18 protein-coding genes are annotated in these 18,194 nt (G+C 34.0%); 10 read left to right on the top strand and 8 right to left on the bottom strand.

Going from position 1 to position 18,194, the window contains the following annotated elements:
- Nucleotides 1-402: 402 nt before the first annotated feature.
- Both LV89_RS23130 and pgi read left to right on the top strand, forming a co-directional pair.
- Nucleotides 403-807, top strand: a complete 405-nt coding sequence (locus LV89_RS23130; protein ID WP_109745304.1) for a hypothetical protein — start codon at nucleotides 403-405, stop codon at nucleotides 805-807.
- 208 nt (nucleotides 808-1,015) lie between these two features.
- Nucleotides 1,016-2,662, top strand: coding sequence for a glucose-6-phosphate isomerase (gene pgi / locus LV89_RS23125; protein WP_109745303.1), 1,647 nt, complete (start codon nucleotides 1,016-1,018; stop codon nucleotides 2,660-2,662).
- A gap of 55 nt (nucleotides 2,663-2,717) precedes the next feature.
- On the opposite strand, the gene LV89_RS23120 is transcribed toward pgi, so the two are convergent.
- The 3 genes from LV89_RS23120 to hisS all read right to left on the bottom strand — a co-directional run bounded on the left by LV89_RS23120 (nucleotide 2,718) and on the right by hisS (nucleotide 7,170).
- Nucleotides 2,718-4,169, bottom strand: a complete 1,452-nt coding sequence (locus LV89_RS23120) for an energy transducer TonB (protein ID WP_109745302.1) — start codon at nucleotides 4,167-4,169, stop codon at nucleotides 2,718-2,720.
- A gap of 124 nt (nucleotides 4,170-4,293) precedes the next feature.
- Nucleotides 4,294-5,694 (bottom strand): energy transducer TonB, encoded by a 1,401-nt coding sequence (locus LV89_RS25755; protein WP_146199247.1) that lies wholly within the window; start codon nucleotides 5,692-5,694, stop codon nucleotides 4,294-4,296.
- Between the two features lie 117 nt (nucleotides 5,695-5,811).
- Nucleotides 5,812-7,170, bottom strand: a complete 1,359-nt coding sequence (gene hisS / locus LV89_RS23110; protein WP_109745300.1) for a histidine--tRNA ligase — start codon at nucleotides 7,168-7,170, stop codon at nucleotides 5,812-5,814.
- Between the two features lie 329 nt (nucleotides 7,171-7,499).
- On the opposite strand from hisS, the gene LV89_RS25515 reads away from it, so the two are divergent.
- Nucleotides 7,500-7,655 carry a hypothetical protein gene (locus LV89_RS25515; protein ID WP_170117767.1) on the top strand — a complete coding sequence of 52 codons (156 nt, stop codon included), beginning with the start codon at nucleotides 7,500-7,502 and terminating at the stop codon, nucleotides 7,653-7,655.
- Nucleotides 7,656-7,733: 78 nt separating this feature from the next.
- Here the strand turns inward: LV89_RS25515 and LV89_RS23100 are convergent, their stop codons facing one another.
- Both LV89_RS23100 and LV89_RS23095 read right to left on the bottom strand, forming a co-directional pair.
- Nucleotides 7,734-8,111, bottom strand: coding sequence for a hypothetical protein (locus LV89_RS23100; RefSeq protein ID WP_109745298.1), 378 nt, complete (start codon nucleotides 8,109-8,111; stop codon nucleotides 7,734-7,736).
- Nucleotides 8,112-8,166: 55 nt separating this feature from the next.
- Nucleotides 8,167-8,700 carry a hypothetical protein gene (locus LV89_RS23095; protein WP_146199246.1) on the bottom strand — a complete coding sequence of 178 codons (534 nt, stop codon included), beginning with the start codon at nucleotides 8,698-8,700 and terminating at the stop codon, nucleotides 8,167-8,169.
- Nucleotides 8,701-8,743: 43 nt separating this feature from the next.
- Between LV89_RS23095 and LV89_RS23090 the strand changes: the two genes are divergently transcribed.
- From LV89_RS23090 to LV89_RS23065, 6 genes are all read left to right on the top strand, one after another.
- On the top strand, nucleotides 8,744-9,502 hold the full coding sequence (locus LV89_RS23090) for a 3-keto-disaccharide hydrolase (RefSeq protein ID WP_109745296.1): 759 nt from the start codon (nucleotides 8,744-8,746) through the stop codon (nucleotides 9,500-9,502).
- 199 nt (nucleotides 9,503-9,701) lie between these two features.
- Nucleotides 9,702-10,469 carry a class I SAM-dependent methyltransferase gene (locus LV89_RS23085; RefSeq protein ID WP_109745313.1) on the top strand — a complete coding sequence of 256 codons (768 nt, stop codon included), beginning with the start codon at nucleotides 9,702-9,704 and terminating at the stop codon, nucleotides 10,467-10,469.
- A 10-nt stretch (nucleotides 10,470-10,479) separates the two neighbouring features.
- Nucleotides 10,480-11,769 (top strand): aminopeptidase P family protein, encoded by a 1,290-nt coding sequence (locus LV89_RS23080; protein WP_109745295.1) that lies wholly within the window; start codon nucleotides 10,480-10,482, stop codon nucleotides 11,767-11,769.
- Nucleotides 11,770-11,856: 87 nt separating this feature from the next.
- Nucleotides 11,857-12,957, top strand: coding sequence for a glycosyltransferase family 4 protein (locus tag LV89_RS23075; protein ID WP_109745294.1), 1,101 nt, complete (start codon nucleotides 11,857-11,859; stop codon nucleotides 12,955-12,957).
- Nucleotides 12,958-12,982: 25 nt separating this feature from the next.
- Entirely contained in the window at nucleotides 12,983-13,555 is a 573-nt protein-coding gene (locus LV89_RS23070) for a pentapeptide repeat-containing protein (protein WP_109745293.1), read from the top strand.
- A gap of 5 nt (nucleotides 13,556-13,560) precedes the next feature.
- Nucleotides 13,561-14,739: a glycosyltransferase gene (locus tag LV89_RS23065; protein WP_109745292.1), complete on the top strand. Its 1,179-nt coding sequence runs from the start codon at nucleotides 13,561-13,563 to the stop codon at nucleotides 14,737-14,739.
- A 143-nt stretch (nucleotides 14,740-14,882) separates the two neighbouring features.
- Here LV89_RS23065 and LV89_RS23060 read toward each other — a convergent pair whose 3' ends face one another.
- From LV89_RS23060 to hslV, 3 genes are all read right to left on the bottom strand, one after another.
- Nucleotides 14,883-15,671 carry a glycoside hydrolase family 25 protein gene (locus LV89_RS23060; protein WP_109745291.1) on the bottom strand — a complete coding sequence of 263 codons (789 nt, stop codon included), beginning with the start codon at nucleotides 15,669-15,671 and terminating at the stop codon, nucleotides 14,883-14,885.
- Nucleotides 15,672-15,752: 81 nt separating this feature from the next.
- Nucleotides 15,753-16,388, bottom strand: a complete 636-nt coding sequence (locus LV89_RS23055; RefSeq protein ID WP_109745290.1) for a peroxiredoxin — start codon at nucleotides 16,386-16,388, stop codon at nucleotides 15,753-15,755.
- A gap of 111 nt (nucleotides 16,389-16,499) precedes the next feature.
- Complete coding sequence (gene hslV / locus LV89_RS23050; protein WP_109745289.1) at nucleotides 16,500-17,039, bottom strand: ATP-dependent protease subunit HslV; 540 nt, start codon at nucleotides 17,037-17,039, stop codon at nucleotides 16,500-16,502.
- Between the two features lie 145 nt (nucleotides 17,040-17,184).
- On the opposite strand from hslV, the gene LV89_RS23045 reads away from it, so the two are divergent.
- Nucleotides 17,185-18,093 carry an alpha/beta hydrolase gene (locus LV89_RS23045; protein ID WP_109745288.1) on the top strand — a complete coding sequence of 303 codons (909 nt, stop codon included), beginning with the start codon at nucleotides 17,185-17,187 and terminating at the stop codon, nucleotides 18,091-18,093.
- Nucleotides 18,094-18,194: the final 101 nt, after the last annotated feature.

Genomic DNA, 18,194 nt, shown 5'->3' with positions numbered 1-18,194 from the left:
ACTCATTTTTTTTATTTCACAAAAAAGTTATCAATATTCCTAATATTGTTTAACAAATATAGTCAAAAAGTTAAACATATTTTTTATTACATCTAAGCCCTTTCTCCAAAAATATCGTTCAAAATTGCTATTATACTGTTAAAAAATAGGCATAAAACCAGAACGTAAAAAGTATTTTTTGAAATACCACTATCAATCAAAAAATCTAACCAATCAAAGAATTTTCCAGCTGTATTTTAATTGCTTTTTGAATAATCAAAGTAATACTACATAATTTATAGACTTTATATACTTTACCTTTAACATACTATTACTATGAAAACAAATCCTTTTATTCCAAAATGCCTTTTGTGCCTACTGATTGTTTATTTTTTTAATAATTATCCCGTTTTTTCCCAAAATATGCCAAAGGTCAAATGGCAGGTAGAAAAAGAAGTTCAGGATAAAGAAATAAACTTGATTCTCGCTTTTAAAATTGATAACGATTGGACATTTTACGCCATCAATGACGATAGCGTTTCTCCAAAAATATCTGCACAAATCAACTTACAAGCTAATGATGATTGTTTTATTACAATTGGAAACGCTACCTCTAATAATTCTATCTCCGAATTTGATAAAGAACTCAATAGAAATACATCTTATTTCATGAACGAAGGAGCATTTACACAAAGGATAATCAAGAAGGGAAGTTGTTTGATAAAAGCTGAAATTTCTTATTTAGTCAGTAAAAAATACATGACAGAACAAGGAGAAGGAGGCGTTGTATTTAAAGTTAAAGACACTATCTTGATTCCGTTGGACTAAGTATGGACGACCATCGGCATATTTTCAAATACCTAAAAATCAAATACATACAAATCTAAAATCATAATCTCAACGGCGATTCATCCTTAAAACACCACTATACTTATACTTAATAAATCGGAAATTAATAGCTAAATGTTCAAGCAAAATGGCAAATGCGATTCTCTTTTTGTAAATTTGAAACTCATTTATATACAAAAAGCTAATCATGTTAAAATCTATTCCATTCGACCAAACACACGCTTTCACGCTTTTAACAAAACATAAAGCAGAGTTAGCGGAAACGTCCATAAAAGACCTTTTCAAAAACGATGCTGAACGTTTTAATAAGTTCTCTATCAATTTTGAAGACATTTTGGTTGATTATTCCAAAAACCTCCTCACAGATAAAACCAAAGCAGCTTTAATTGCTTTGGCAAATGAATGTGAGTTGGACGATGCCATCGAGCGTATGTTTACGGGCGATACCATCAATAAAACAGAAAATCGTTCTGTGCTTCACGTGGCTTTGAGAAATCGTTCTAATTCGCCCATTGCTGTTGATGGAAAAGACGTAATGCCAGAGGTGAATGCGGTTTTGGAAAAAATGAAAGGTTTTTCTGAAAAAGTGATTTCGGGCGAGTGGAAAGGATATTCAGACAAAGCAATTACAGACGTTGTAAATATTGGTATTGGTGGTTCTGATTTAGGCCCTGTAATGGTAACAGAAGCTTTAAAGCCGTATAAAAATCAATTAAATCTTCACTTCGTTTCTAACGTTGACGGAACGCACATTGCAGAAGTTTTCAAGAAAATAAATCCCGAAACGACTTTATTTTTAATTGCTTCAAAAACATTCACTACGCAAGAAACAATGGCAAATGCTCATTCGGCTCGTGACTGGTTTTTAGCCAATGGTGGTTCGGCAGAATCTGTGGCAAAACATTTCGTGGCTGTTTCTACCAACGAAAAGTTAGTAACTGCTTTCGGGATTGATGCCAATAATATGTTTGGTTTCTGGGACTGGGTTGGTGGTCGTTACTCACTTTGGTCGGCGATTGGTTTGTCTATTATTCTTTCTATTGGTTTTGACAATTTCATTGAATTATTGGAAGGAGCTCATGCAATGGATAAACACTTCCGCACAGCTGATTTCAACGAAAATATTCCTGTAATTTTAGCACTTTTAGGTATTTGGTACAACAATTTCTATGGTGCTGAAACACAAGCAATTTTACCTTACGACCAATATATGCACCGTTTTGCGGCGTATTTCCAACAAGGCGATATGGAGTCAAACGGTAAATATGTAGGACGTGACGGAAAAGCGGTTGACTATCAAACAGGACCTGTTATTTGGGGAGAACCCGGAACAAATGGGCAACACGCATTTTATCAATTAATTCACCAAGGTTCAAAATTAATTCCTGCCGATTTCCTTGCTCCTGCGGTTTCTCACAACCAAATTGGGAATCACCATACTTTATTGTTATCAAATTTCTTTGCTCAAACAGAAGCCTTAATGAATGGAAAAACATTAGAAGAAGTGGAAGCGGAATTTGTAAAAGCAGGAAAAACACAAGCAGAAATTGACGAATTAGCTTCTTTCAAAGTATTCAAAGGAAATCGTCCGACAAACTCAATTTTATTCAAACAACTGACTCCGAGAACTTTAGGAAGTTTAGTAGCGATGTACGAACACAAGATTTTTGTACAAGGCGTTATCTGGAATATTTTCAGTTTTGACCAATGGGGCGTTGAATTAGGAAAGCAATTAGCGAATCAAATTTTACCAGAATTATCAGGGAATGAAGACGTTACAAGTCATGACTCTTCGACCAATGGTTTGATTAATGCTTATAAGAATTGGAGATAAGGATTCTTATTTTAATAAAAAACCCTCAATTAAATCTATAATTGAGGGTTTTTTATTAATTCGTTAATTGAAAAATTATTGGAATAGTCAATCTACTTTCATAAGGTTTTCCTCTTTTCGTACCAGCTTTCCAATTTCCACTCGAAGCCTGTAATACCCGAATAGCTTCTTCATCACAACCAAAATTTACGCTTTGTAACACCTTACAATCGTTCACATTGCCGTTAGTATCGACCGTAAATTGAACATAAACTTTACCACTCACATGAGCTTTTTGTGCTAAGGAAGGGTATTTCAAATTGCTCATTAAATGGCTTGCAAACTTCCCCATACCTCCTATATATTCAGCAGATTCTTCAATTCTTGTATATGGAATTTCTTTATTATTGATATAAGATACACCATTGATTAGTTTATTATGTTCGATGTTTTCTATATAAACTATTTTGCCTGCTTTATTTTTTGCGACCCACTCTCCCTCTTTCGTTCCATTTATAATTTTGCCAGAAACAACCTCAATATTATTCCCATATCCCTCATAAAATACGGCATCACCATTCCCATCTTTTACAATTTGAGTTCCGAGCGAATCCCAAAGTGAAACTATTTTCTCAATACTACCCGTTATTTTCTCACTATTATCACTTTTCAAATATTCTTTTATTTCGATAGATTTAATTTGTCCATTAGCAAACCAATTAAAATTAATGGTTAGTGGTTTATTTTCTACTTTAGCAACAATCCATTCTTTTTGTATTCTTCCATTAGGGAAATAAGAACAATGTCCTACCATTTTATAGGGTGACTGTGGGTTAATAATTATATTTGCCCCATTTACTATTCGTCCATTTGAATAACGTTTATCTTCAATAATTGGAAAATTTTCTACTTGTTTTGTTCTAAAAATATATTGCTTATAACTGGTATTTTCATCTTCAAATATTTCACGACTGTGGTATTCTGAGCTATCAATTTGTAAAAGCCCTAATTTCATTTCTTGCTCAGGATTTTGCCCTTTCAAATCAAGAAAAACGATATTACTTCTAATAATTCCTGTTAGCGTATCTACCAAATATTTAGACACATACCTGTAATCTTCTTGTTTGGAAGTCTTTTTCTTATTAGAATCGTAATACTGATTGATTGCACCTTTAGCATAATTAAATTTATTAAAACTACGAAAAGGAACTTCAAGGGTGATTTCTTTTTCTCCGTTCAAATTTGCCTTTAATAGCTTCGGATTCAATAATTTAATAACTCGTAAAGCCTCTTTATCACAATCTTCACGAAGGCTCTTTACAACCTCATATTTAATGGGTAAACCAGTATCGTCAGTTGTAATACGAATAGGAACAATCCCTTTGACACCTTGAACCTCAGCCATAAATGGAATTTGAACGGTGGATTCAATAAATCTTAGAATTAAATTGGGGTCTTTGGTAAAATCTTGGGCAAAAGAGGAGCAAATAGAAAAGAGTAGAAACAGCAATAAGGGTAATTTTTTCATGATGTAAATTTTCGAGTTTAAATTGGTTGAACAATTCTCAAAAATAAAAATATTTACATCACTTACAAAGGAGGGATAAAGACTTGATAATTTCCTACAATCATCAAGTCTTTATATGATATTTTTAGCGTGATAATTGATAATTTATTGGAATGGTAAATTTACTTCTAACGGCTTTACCACGATATTTTCCAGGAATCCATTTACCACTTGATGCTTGTAAAACACGCACAGATTCTTCATCACAACCAAAACCAATACCTTTCAAAACTTTATAATCACAAAGTGTTCCATCGGTACAAACCACAAACTGCACATAAACTTTTCCACTTACATTAGACCTTTGAGCTTTAGATGGATAGTTTAAATGTCTTTCTAAAAAAGTGGCAAAACCATATTTTCCCCCTTTAAATTCTGCTGGTACAGAAGGGGTTTCGTAAGTAGTCGAGTCTTTTCCCAAATAAGCAACTCCATTTAGACATTTTCCATTTTTATAAACCTCACGGTATTTGAGTTCTCCGTTGGGGCTTTTCCCTGTCCATTTTCCTTCAAAAAGACCATCTTTGATTAATCCAGCGTGAATTATCATTTTCTCGTCTTTGCCTTCATAATATTCATCCCAACCTTGTCCATCTTTTACAATCTGTGTTCCCAATGTATCCCAAACCGCTATAATTTTCTCAATTGATTCTGTTTTTGTTTTCTCGGTTACTCTCACATAAGCCATTTGCCCATTAGCAAACCAATTATAATCTGTGATTACCATCTTTTTTCCATCATCTACCAATTCGCTCTCTTGCTTAATTCTTCCATTTGGGAAATAACGATAATGCTTATCTCCAATATACGAGATAATTGCCTGACCGTTTGAATAATATCCACCTATAACCTCTTTGAAATCACTATTTGAATGAGTTCTGTAATAAAACATTTTTAAAGAATCAGCGGCATTTTCGAAAAATGTCGGTTCGTTTCTATCTAAACTATCAACTTCTAATAATGCTTTCCCAATCGGTTCAGTTCTTTTTTTCGCAATTTCAAAATACTCAACATCGCTTTTTATTCTGCCTGTTAAGGTATCAACAAAATATCGACTTGCGTACTCAACTTCATCTTGATTGGTTGTCGGCTTCTTTTTTTTATCGTAATATTCTATCGCCAATCCATCTTTAAAAAAAATAGGTTTTGGGTTAAAAAACGGCACTACGAGTAACGTTTTCTTTTTTCCTTTCAAATTATCTTTTAATAATTTGTTGCTCAATAATTTGACAACTCTTAATGCCTCCTTATCACAATCAGGTCTAAGATTTTGCACGATTTCGTATTGCTTTGAATCGTCATCACCAACTATTATTCTTACCGTTACAGAACCTTGTACGTCAGCAACACGAGCCATAAATGGTATTTGCACCGTTGCTTCCACAAATCTTTGGATTGAATAATATTCTTCGGGAGAAGTGGTACTTTGGGAGAAAATAGGAGAAATAAAACTTAGTAAATAAACAAATAGGATTAACTTTTTCATGTGAGTGTTTCTATTGATAATTGGTTGAACATTTGCCAAAAATAAGGAGAAACACTGTAAGGACAAATAAAAAAGGCTTGATAAGTTGTAAATTTATCAAGCCTTTTCTAAAACATATTATCCTAATTTACTCAAAATATCTTCAAAATTCAATTTTTCTTGTTCGCCAGAAATCATGTTTTTGAGTGTCAAAATTCCTGTATTCATTTCATCTGAACCGATGATACAAACAAATTGAATTTTCTTTTTATCAGCATAATCCAACTGCTTTTTGATTTTACTAACATCTGGATAAACTTCCGTATTTACACCTACTAAACGAGCTTTTTGCAATAGAGGAAGTGCATAATTCAATTCATTTTCGCCGAAATGACAGAACAACAATTTTGTCGTAACTGATTGATTTTCGGGAAAAAGATTTAATTCTTCCATTACATCATAAATTCTATCAACGCCAAAAGAAATACCAACGCCTGATAAACCGGGAACGCCAAAAGTTCCTGTCAAATTATCATAACGACCTCCACCTGTGATTGAGCCAATTTGTACATCTAATGCCTTCACTTCAAAAATCGCACCTGTATAATACGATAATCCACGAGCAAGGGTAATGTCTAATTCAATGTTATTTTCAGAAACGCCAAAAGCAGAAAGGTACGTCCAAACTTGTTTTAATTCAGCAATTCCTTTTTGTCCAATTTCAGAATTTTGGAATAATTCTTCCAATTTCAAAAACTTCTCTTGATTAGTTCCTGAGATTTCAAAAATCGGGTCAAGTTTTGAAAGAGAATCGGCAGAAAAACCTTTTTCGGCTAATTCTTCTAAAACTTTTTCTTTCCCAATTTTATCTAATTTGTCAATCGCAACAGCCAAAGTTCCCTCCTCTCCTACTGCTCCAATGGCTTCAGAAAGTCCCGTTAAAATTTTACGATTATTGATTTTCAACATGAAATTAATGCCTAATTTTTGCATCACTTCATGAATCATCAGTACAATTTCAGACTCGCAAATCAAAGAATCTGTGCCTACAACGTCAGCATCACACTGATAAAATTCTCTATAACGACCTTTTTGTGGACGGTCGCCACGCCAAACGGGTTGAATTTGGTAACGTTTAAACGGCATTGCCAAATCATTACGATTCATTACTACGTAGCGAGCAAAAGGAACGGTTAAATCATACTTTAAGCCTTTTTCTGAAATTTTAGTAGTCAATTTTTTATATCCTTCATCCAAATCTGGTTGTCCGATTTTCTCAGAAAAATTCCCAGAATTTAGAATTTTGAATAATAATTGGTCGCCTTCTTCACCATATTTACCCATCAAAGTTGAAAGGTTTTCCATAGCGGGCGTTTCAATTGGCTGAAAACCAAATTTTTCAAAAACAGACTTAATTGTTCCAAATATATAATTTCGTCGAACCATTTTTTCTGGTCCAAAATCCCTTGTACCTCTAACTACGCTTGGTTTACTCATTGATTTGTTATCTATTATTTTCTTGTTGCTTTAGTTTTGCAACAATTGACTGACTTAATTTTTACAAAATTACAAAACCTCAAAGGTTTTATGGCATATCATAAATAATTATCCATTTTTTCTAAAAAGAGTTTTATTAAGAATATTCAAAATAACGAATAATTAGCAATACAAGATACTGAAAACCAACAACTTAACACCAATCATTTATTCATAACTCATAACTCATAATTCATAACTAACAATTCTTCCAATGATAAAGTCTTTTAAGTTTGGTAAAAAAAGAAATAATCCCTAATTTTGCACCTCAATTTAAAACTCTGTTCGCAATGGCTGTTACAAGACTAAAAAGAAAAGACAGAAGAAACAAGGCTATAGCCACTAACAAAGTCAATGCAATTAAGTTTTTGACTACTGTCCCTGAAATTAAATTGGTGGACGTAGAAGCAATAAAAGCTGAATTTGCTGCGAAGGCTGCGAAGTAATTTTGTACAATTTCTTCTAAGAATCAAAAAACCCATCTCAAACGGATGGGTTTTTCTTTTTATAGCTATTTCTAACATCTACTTTTCTTTTCCTTTCTTATCTTCCTTCGTTCTTAGCACATCGCCTAAATGATTCACTTTTTTAATATGGCGTTGCAATTCTTTTTCTTGCTTGTTAAGTTTTTTATTAATGTCCATGATTACTCTAAAACGAATTGCTTGTCCGAGCAGAACTAAACCTAAACTTGTAAGAATAAATCCATAAACTCCCCAAATAAACCATCGGGCAAAATTTACCGTCGGGTCGGTTTTGAGAGCCGTAGCATTCCCGATTCCAATAATACCAAAGCCAAACAGTAAAAGTCCAGCAATAGCACAAAGAATCCATTTGGTTCTTAAAGGCATTTGTTTTACTAATCGTTGTCCGGGGGCTTTCTTAGGAATATCAGGTTTCATATTGGTTATTTTAGTGCTTATTGTGAGTTTATTGTTTGTTCAATTTTGTTTTTATTTACTGCCAAAGGCTTCCAAGCAGTTTTTCTATCGCTCTAAATTCGCTATTCAAAGTCGCAGGAATTGACTTATCGGAATACGTAAAACCGTGTTCTTGCCACAAAAAAATGGTATAAAAATCGGTTTGATAAATCGCTTTCGCTGTTGTTCTTAATAATTCCACTTTATCGTTTGGAAATCTTTTTTCAATGGTCATCAAAAAATATGCCTTCGTCTTCATCATCAATATTTTTTTCCCTTTTACATTCTTAGAAACAATATTGGTATTAGCTTCCAAACTTTTTAGAGCAGATTGGGGTAAAAAAACATCTTCATTTCTTTCTATGTAAAAATTGCTTCCATTGGCACGCATTGTCCAACCTTTAATCAATTGATTTTTAGCCAATTGAATTTTTGAATCCTTCAAAATAGTATTCATATCTAAATATCGAAAATTGCCCGCTTGAGCATTTACATATCCAGAACTAATGATAAAGAAGCACAATAAAAATAATTTTATGGTGTTTATTTGAGAAATTATTGACTTAAACATAATTTTATATTTCAATATTACCATAAACTAACAAAAACATTCAATGAAAATCAACAAAAAAGTAATTTTTACGGCTTTAGTTACTGTATCGGGTTTATATGCAAATGGTCAAGATATGCGTTTTACTCAGAAAAACCCTGATAAACCAGAAGTTACTGAATACATGGATCCAGAAATTAGAGTGGTAACTCCGGGAGCTGTTCCTTCTGATGCTATCGTATTGTTTGATGGGAAAAATCTTGACCAATGGGAAAGTTCAAAAGATGGTAGTGCTGCAAAATGGAAAGTTGAAGACGGCGTTATGACTGTTGTAGGCGGTACAGGTGGTATTTCTACTAAAAAACTTTTTGGAGATTGCCAATTACACATCGAATGGCGTTCACCAAATGAAGGAGATGACAGAAAAGGGCAAGGTAGAGGAAACAGTGGTGTTTTCTTACAAGGAATTTATGAAGTGCAAGTTTTAAATTCTTACCAAAACCGTACTTATCGTAATGGTCAGGCAGGTTCAATTTATAAACAAACGCCTCCTTTGGTAAATGCTACCTCAAAACAAGGTGACTGGAATGTTTATGACATTATTTACACTGCTCCAAAATTCACGATTAATGGTGGTATCGAAACGCCTGCTTATGTAACGGTTATCCATAATGGCGTGATTGTACAAAATCATACTAAAATCCAAGGGGTGACAAACTATATCGGACAACCAACAAATCCTGTTCATGGAAAAGCTCCAATTCATTTACAAGACCACGGAAATGCCGTTAGTTTTAGAAATGTTTGGATTAGAGAAATGTAGGAATATGCTAATAATTTAAGCGAAAAGCGAACATCACAGAATATAAACTTCCCAAAAGTAAAAACTATATTTTGAGTGATACCAGCGACAAACCGTCCTACTATTTTCAACATATCAATATTTGAAATTTTATTCCCGTGCGAGAGTGCGGGAATATTTTTTTATCTTTGCCGTAGAAAAATTTATCAAAAAATAGATGATTAAGAATATAATTAGCTGGACACTCAGAAACATTCCCCGAAAATACATTCAATTGGTAGGGCATTTTGCTACTAAAACTTACGGAATCTTCCTTTCGGGAAACAACGTTGAATGCCCAGTTTGTAACTCCACTTTCAGTAAGTTCTTACCTTACGGACGTTTAGAACCAAGAGAAAACGCCCTTTGTCCAAGTTGTCTTTCTTTGGAACGTCACCGTTTAATGTATTTGTACTTGCAAGAAAAAACAAATTTCTTCAAAGATAATCTCAAAGTGCTTCATGTTGCTCCAGAATATTGTTTCATTGACCGTTTTGAGAAAATGAAAAATCTGGACTATATCACGGCTGATATTGAGTCGCCATTGGCAAAAGTAAAAATGGACTTACATCATATTCCATTTGAAGAAAATACTTTTGATGTCGTATTCTGTAATCACGTTTTAGAACACGTAGAAGATGATATTCGTTGCATGGAAGAAATGCGTAGAGTATTAAAACCAAGCGGTTTTGCTATTATGCAGTCGCCACAAGATTGGGCATTAGCAACTACTTTTGAAGATAAAACTATCACCGACCCGAAAGAAAGAGAACGTCTTTTCAAACAAGATGACCATTTTAGAATTTTTGGGAAAGATTATAACAAACGTCTTGAACAAGGCGGTTGGCACGTGACAGAAGATAAATTTGTCATGGAAATGCCTGCTGAAAGAGTAAAAAGATTTGCTTTGCCGAAAGAGGAAATTATTTATTTGTGTGAGAAGAAATAAAAGAAATTATATGAAATACTTACCCATCAACAACGAATTATTTATAGAAAACCGTAAGAGATTAGCTTCTTTATTGAAACCAAAATCGCTTGCCATATTTAACTCAAACGACCCAATGCCTACCAATGCAGACGGTACAATGGGTTTTCAACAAAATTCAGATTTATTTTATTTATCAGGAATCGACCAAGAGGAATCAATCCTTTTGATTTTCCCTGATTGCCCAGACCCGAAGCATCGAGAAATTTTATTCTTGAAAGAAACTTCAGAATTAATTGCCATTTGGGAAGGTTACAAATACACAAAAGAACACGCCAAAGAGGTTTCTGGCATTGAAAAAATATACTGGACAAGCCAATTTGAAGCGGTTTTAACGACTTTAGTTTTTGAATCTGAATATATTTATTTGAATTCAAACGAACACATTCGTAATCATTCAACCGTTCAAACTCGTGATGCCAAGTTCATTTTATGGGCGAAAGAGCATTTTCCATTACATAAATTTGAGCGTGTTGCTCCATTAATGCACCATTTGCGTGTTATTAAAAGTGAATATGAAATCGCTCAAATTTCAGAGGCGTGCCGTATTACAGAATTAGGTTTTAGGAGATTGTTAAATTTTGTCAAACCTGACGTAACAGAATACGAAATTGAAGCAGAATTAATCCATGAATTTGTCCGTAATCGTTCAAAAGGCTTTGCTTACACGCCAATCATTGCTTCGGGTGCAAATGCCTGTGTATTGCATTATATCGAGAACAGTCGCCCGTGTAAAGACGGAGATTTAATTTTATTGGATGTTGCGGCAGAATACGCTAATTATAATTCAGACTTAACCCGTACCATTCCCGTAAACGGTCGTTTTACAAAACGCCAAAGAGCCGTTTATGATGCCGTTCATCGTGCTTTTAAATTTGCACAATCAATTTTAAAAGTGGGTATTTTGTGGGACGATTATCAAAAAGAAGTTGAAAGATTTATTGAAGGAGAATTAGTTGATTTAGGATTATTCAGTCGTGCAGACATTGAAAAACAAAATTCAGATTCACCATTATTGAAAAAATATTTCATGCACGGAACATCCCATCATTTAGGACTTGACGTGCATGATGTTTGGAATAAATACCGCAAAGTGGAAGCAGGTATGGTTTTCACGATTGAACCGGGAATTTATATCCGAGAAGAAGGCTTAGGAATTAGGTTAGAAAATAACATTCTGATTACTGAAACTGGCAGTATTGACCTCATGGAAAGTATTCCGATGGACGCAGATGAGATTGAAGATTTAATGAATAAATAAGATAACACAACCCTGACGGCAGTTTTTACGCCGTCAGGGATTAAATTTTAAGGATAGTTCATTCCGAAAAACAATATAAAACAATCCATGAAAATTCTTTATGACCATCAAGCATTTACGGGGCAACGTTACGGCGGTGTAGCTCGATATTTTCATGATTTGATGGAATCATTATCTGATATGGGCGTTGATATTTCGTTGTCAATCCAATTTTCAAATAATGAATATTTAAAAAGTAGCTCCGTCAGAAAACCTCAGCAGTTTAGAAATATCTTCGGTTTTATGCCAACCAATATGTTGGTTTCAAGAACCAATAGAATGAATAGTGTTTTTCAACTTCAAAGAGGACATTTCGACATTTTTCATCCTACTTTTTTTCACAATTATTTTCTAAAACACATTGAAAATAAGCCATTTGTATTTACTTATCACGATTGTATAAAGGAGCGATTCAACCTTCAACATATTGATAATTCTACGAAGGAACAAAAGCAAGAAATACTTAGTAGAGCCTCAAAAGTGATTGCCGTTTCAGAAAATACCAAAGCAGATTTACTGGAATTTTACGATATAAAGGCTGATAAAATTGATGTTGTTCATCATTCAACTTCATTTGTAAATCATAAACAACCGCATAATTATCATCTAAAAACGCCAGAAAAGTTTTTACTTTATGTGGGGGCAAGAAATGACTATAAAAATTTTGATGGCTTACTGAAAGCATTTCAAGGCGTTGCAAAAAAAAACACAGATGTAAAACTTTTATGTGCAGGCGGAGGAAATTTCAACGAAACAGAATGGCAATTAATTACTCAATTAGGACTAAATGACCATGTAATTCACCTCAATTTCCATAGTGATAATACGCTTTTTGAACTATATAAAAGAGCAATTGCTTTTGTATATCCTTCTATCTATGAAGGTTTTGGCATACCAATTTTAGAAGCATTTGCTTGTGGTTGTCCAGTAGTTTTAAGTGATAGTTCGTGTTTTCCAGAAGTTGCAGAAGAAGCGGCTTTGTATTTTGAAGCCAAAAATCAGCCTGATTTAACTGATAAGTTATTGACTATTATCAACGATGCTGATTTGCGTAAATCATTGACTGACAAGGGATTTACAAGACAAAAAGATTTTTCAGCCGAGAAAAAAGCCAAACAAACTTTAGCCGTTTATAAAAGTATTCTTTAAAACTTCTACTTTAGAAGACATTCAAATGAGTAAACAACTTATCGAAGACCAACACTTTCAAGGTATTTCTTTTGTAGAAGAAAAACTTGAAATCGGTGATTATGAAAACTGCCAATTTTCAAATTGTATTTTCTCAAATACGAATCTTTCCAATATCAATTTTATAGATTGTAATTTTAAAGAGTGTGATTTTAGCTTGGCAAAAGTTGCAAATACAGCATTCAGAGATGTAAAATTTGTGGGTTGTAAAATTTTAGGCGTGCGTTTTGAAGATTGTAATAAATTTGGGTTTTCGGTTATTTTTCAAGAATGTCTCTTAAATTTATCGTCATTCTATAAAATGAGTTTCAAGACTTCAAAAATTAAAAATTGTAGTCTTCAAGAAGTTGATTTTGTAGAAGCTGATTTAACAGCTTTAGATTTTAGCAATTGTAATCTTTTAGGAGCAAAATTCGACGGAACGATTTTAGAAAAAGCTGATTTCAGAACTGCCGAACATTATACCATCAATCCAGAAAAAAATCGAATAAAGAAAGCTAAGTTTTCATTAACGGGAATCGTTGGGTTACTGGAGCAATACAACATTGTGATTGAATAATTTACATGACCAAAAATATTTTAATCTTTGAACCTGACGCAAGTGGACACCATTCTGGTTATTTGTATCACCTGATTATCAACTTCTTATCGGCAAATTACCACTATAACTTAACGGTTTTAGTTGCCCCTGATTTTTTTGAACAACACCCACAAATTATTGAAGAAACACTTTCTCCGAAAGTAAAATGGCTTGCCTTTTCAGAGGCTGAGTTTTCGGCATGGAAAATCACAAAGTCTGAAAGTGTAACCAAACGTGCCTTTTTTGAATGGGATTTATTACGAAAATACATTACGCAAACCAACGCTACGTATGCTTTTTCGATGTACATTGACTATTTGCAAATTGCATTATTGACTCAAAAAGCTCTTCCTTGTCCAGTTTCGGGTATTTTATTTCGCCCGACATTGGTAAATTATCCTGCTCATTCTCTGAAAGAAAAGTTAAACACTTTACGTAAAAATCTAACGTTAAAATTATTCGTAAAAAGTAAAAAATTAGATTCACTTTTCAATCTTGACCCTTTTGCAACGGAATATATCAAACAGAATTGGCAAACAAGTAAAGTTGTTTTCTTGCCTGACCCTGTGCAAGTTTACCCTTCCACAAAAGCTGTTGCAGAAATTAAACAAGAGTTAGGTATTGAAGAAAATAGAAACGTTTTCTTGATTTTTGGTTTTTTAGATTGCCGAAAAGGCATTTCTGAAGTAATGGAAGCGGTCGGGAAAATCTCAAAAGAAAATTCTCAAAAAGGGACACTTTTAATTGTTGGACCTTGGGAAGAATCTGAAAAATTGAAGTTTGATAAGAAATTAAAGGAAATAGAAGGTATTTCTGATTTTCAAATCATTACCCAAAACACTTTCATTGCCGACCACGATATTCAGCCATATTTTGAAGTTTCTGATTACATCTTGGCATTGTACGATAAACACATCGGAATGAGTGCCATAACGGTAAGAGCGGCCGCAGCTCAAAAACCATTATTAACTTATAATTTTGGTTTGATGGGAAAAATTGTGGTTGAAAATGAATTAGGTTTAATCGTAAATAACGATTTATCTGAGAAAATCGAAATGTTACTAATGCAAAAAGTTGTAATTGGGAATAAACAAAAAATGAAGCAATATGCTGAGTTGAACCGTGCTGAAAATTATGCTAAAGTGATTTTGAATAGTTTTTAACTCGCTGCTTCTGCATCGAATATATTAGTCCGATGTAGAAGCAACGAATATATTCGTCCGATGCGGAAGCATCGGGTTACAGGCACAATTTGTAAATCGATGCTTCCGCATCGAATATATTAGTCCGATGCGGAAGCATCGGGTTACAAGCACAAGTCTTCCAAATCACTATCATTCCCTAAAAACACATTATAATCAACGGTTCCTTTTACACCTTCGCACCAACCTTTTTGGTTATGTTGCCAAAACCACAAATTTGAACCATATCCTTTTAAGGTTTCTTTTGAATAATCAGCAATCCAAAGTGGATAATCATCAAAATTTCCTTTGATAAACTTTCTATAAAAATTCGGATTTGTATAGATAATTGGTTTTACGCCATAATGTTCTCCGACAATATCAAGCCATACTTCAATCTCTTCAATTATCTGACTATCAGACTTTAACGAATTTTGTTCAATATCTAAAACAGGAGCAAAATCTCCTTTATTCAGTTTCACCGAATTAATAAAATTCTTGGCTTGTCCAACAGGTTCACGCCAAGGAATAAAAAAATGATATGCTCCTCTTTTAATTCCTAATTTCCCCAACTGCTCCCAATTTCTATCAAATTCACGGTCGGAATGCGTCATGCCTTCAGTTGCTTTCAAAAAACAGAATTCAAGATGTAAATCTTCATCTGAAAACTGCATTTTTTTTACTTTTTTCCACTCAATTTTCCCGTTGTGATGCGATACGTCAATACCATGCAGTTTGTAACGTAAGGGCAAAGTAATGCCAATTTTAGAAATTTTCTCCCAGCCATTCGGATTCGGACGGAGGTTATAATAAGCAAAAAGAGCAATAAAAAATATGAGAGAAGCTACTAAAAAAAGTCTAACCTTTGCGGGTAAAAGAGAGAATTTTACTTGCAGTAATTTCAGATAATTCATAAAAGCAGGAAAGGATTAGGAAAATAGTCTGTACAAATTTACAAACAATTTCCTAATCCTTTCATTTTAAACGTATAAAGCCTATTTATTTGGTTGAGGCGTTGTACGTAAATATGGTTTCACAACGGTAAATCCTTTCGGGAATTTAGCGGCTGCATCTTCAGTTTTTACGGCTGGTGTAATGATTACATCTTCGCCATCTTTCCAGTCAGCAGGCGTTGCCACTTGGTAAACTGCCGTTAATTGTAAAGAATCAATTACACGTAAAAGCTCTTGAAAATTACGTCCAGTTGAAGCTGGGTAAGTCAACGTTAATTTCACTTTTTTGTCTGGTCCAATAATAAATACCGAACGAACCGTTGCTTTTTCAGACGCATTTGGGTGAATCATATCATAAAGTGTTGCCACGTTACGGTCAGAATCTGCAATAATTGGGAAGTTCATTTTCACATTATTAACCTCCTCAATATCTGGCACCCATTTGTTATGAGAATCTAAATCATCAACCGAAACAGCGATAACTTTTACGCCTTTTTTCTCGAATTCACCTTTCAAAAGTGCTGTTTTTCCTAATTCAGTAGTACAAACTGGTGTAAAGTCAGCAGGGTGACTGAAAAGCATTGCCCAAGAGTCGCCAATCCACTCATGAAAATTTATAGTTCCTTGTGTTGTCTCCGCTGTAAAGTCGGGAGCAATATCTCCTAATCTTAATGACATAGTTTTACTGATTTATTGTTAATGTAATTAATACTCTACTAAGTTACAAGATTAAACAATAATTAGTTCAAAATTATAATAAAAACTGCGAACAAGGCTGTTCGTGTTACACTACACAGGTTTTTCTATCACAAAATTATGATTTGTGTAAATACAAATATCTGCGGCAATGGTTAATCCTTCTCTTACAATTTCCTCCGCTGTGAGATGTGTAGCGTGTTTTTTCATTGCTAAAGCCGCTGAGAGAGCATAATTACTTCCAGAACCGATAGCAGCGATACCATTTTCAGGTTCAAGAACATCACCCGTTCCCGAAATGATTAGCGTTTCTTCTTTATTGGCAACAATCATCATTGCTTCCAATTTTCTTAGATAGCGGTCTGTTCTCCAATCTTTTGCTAACTCAATACTGGCACGTTTCATGTTGCCACCATAAGCATTTAATTTTTCTTCAAAACGCTCTAAAAGTGTAAAAGCATCAGCCGTAGAACCTGCAAAACCTGTTACGATTTTGCCATCTAACATTTTTCTAATTTTCTTCACATGATTTTTGGCAACTGTTGCCCCCATTGTCGCCTGTCCGTCAGCCCCGATAGCTACTTCGCCATTATGTACAACCGCCAAAACGGTTGTTGATTTTATTTTTTCCATAAGATTCTTGAATTTTTGCAAAGATATTAGGTAAATATTACATTTGACTTCCTTTCTGGAATCAGTTATTATATTGCAACGTTAATTTCCTCATTCTTAACAAATTACAAACACTATTTAAACTAATATTTTTCAAAATACCTCCATGAAAAAAACATTCATTACTTTAAGTCTCTTATTAACAATGACTTACGTACACGCTCAGCAAGAAATGCCTTTATATCCTAAAGAAGTTCCTAATTCTAAACCCGTTCCAAACACTCAAAAAGCTGAAACTGACAAAAATGGTGTTTTACGTCTTTCAGAAGTTACCGTTCCAACAATTACAGTTTATTCTCCCGCAAAAGGCACGTCGAATGGAACAGCCGTTATTATTTGTCCCGGAGGTGGTTATCGGATTTTAGCGGCTTCGCACGAAGGCTCAGATGTAGCCAAAGAATTTAACAAAATGGGTGTAACGGCTTTTGTGGTAAAATATAGATTGCCACACGACAATGCACAAGTTGATAAAAGTATTGCTCCATTACAAGATGCTCAACAGGCAATCAGAACAGTTAGAAAAGAGGCTATAAAGTATGGTATCACTCCAAACAAAATCGGAATATTAGGTTTCTCAGCAGGTGGACATTTAGCGGCTACGGCTTCAACTCACTTTGCAAAACCTGTTGGCGATAATGCTGATGAAACAAATGTTCGTCCAGATTTTTCTATTTTAATTTATCCTGTCATTACCATGAAAGAGTTTGGACATAGCGGTTCAACAGAAAAATTACTTGGCAAAAATCCTTCGGCTGAATTGGTAGAATTATATTCAAATGATTTGCAAGTGACCAAAGAAACGCCTCCTGTTTTTTTGGTTCATGCCAGTGATGACAATGCAGTTCCTATAAAAAATACGCTTTCATATTATGAGGCTTGCCAAAAAAATGGGGTTTCAGCAGGTATGTTAGTATATCCCAAAGGCGGACATGGCTTTGGTCTAAATAATAAAACAACTAAAGATAAGTGGATAAATAGTGTGAAAACTTGGATGGACTCAATGGGTTGGTTGTAAGAGGATTTGAAGATTTGAGGATTTGAAGATTTGAGGATTTGAGGATTTGAGGATTTGAGGATTTGAGGATTTGAGGATTTGAGGATTTGAGGATTTGAGGA

Source organism: Arcicella aurantiaca, assembly GCF_003148625.1.
Lineage (GTDB): Bacteria > Bacteroidota > Bacteroidia > Cytophagales > Spirosomataceae > Arcicella > Arcicella aurantiaca.
This window is presented reverse-complemented; position numbering and strand designations above follow the sequence as displayed.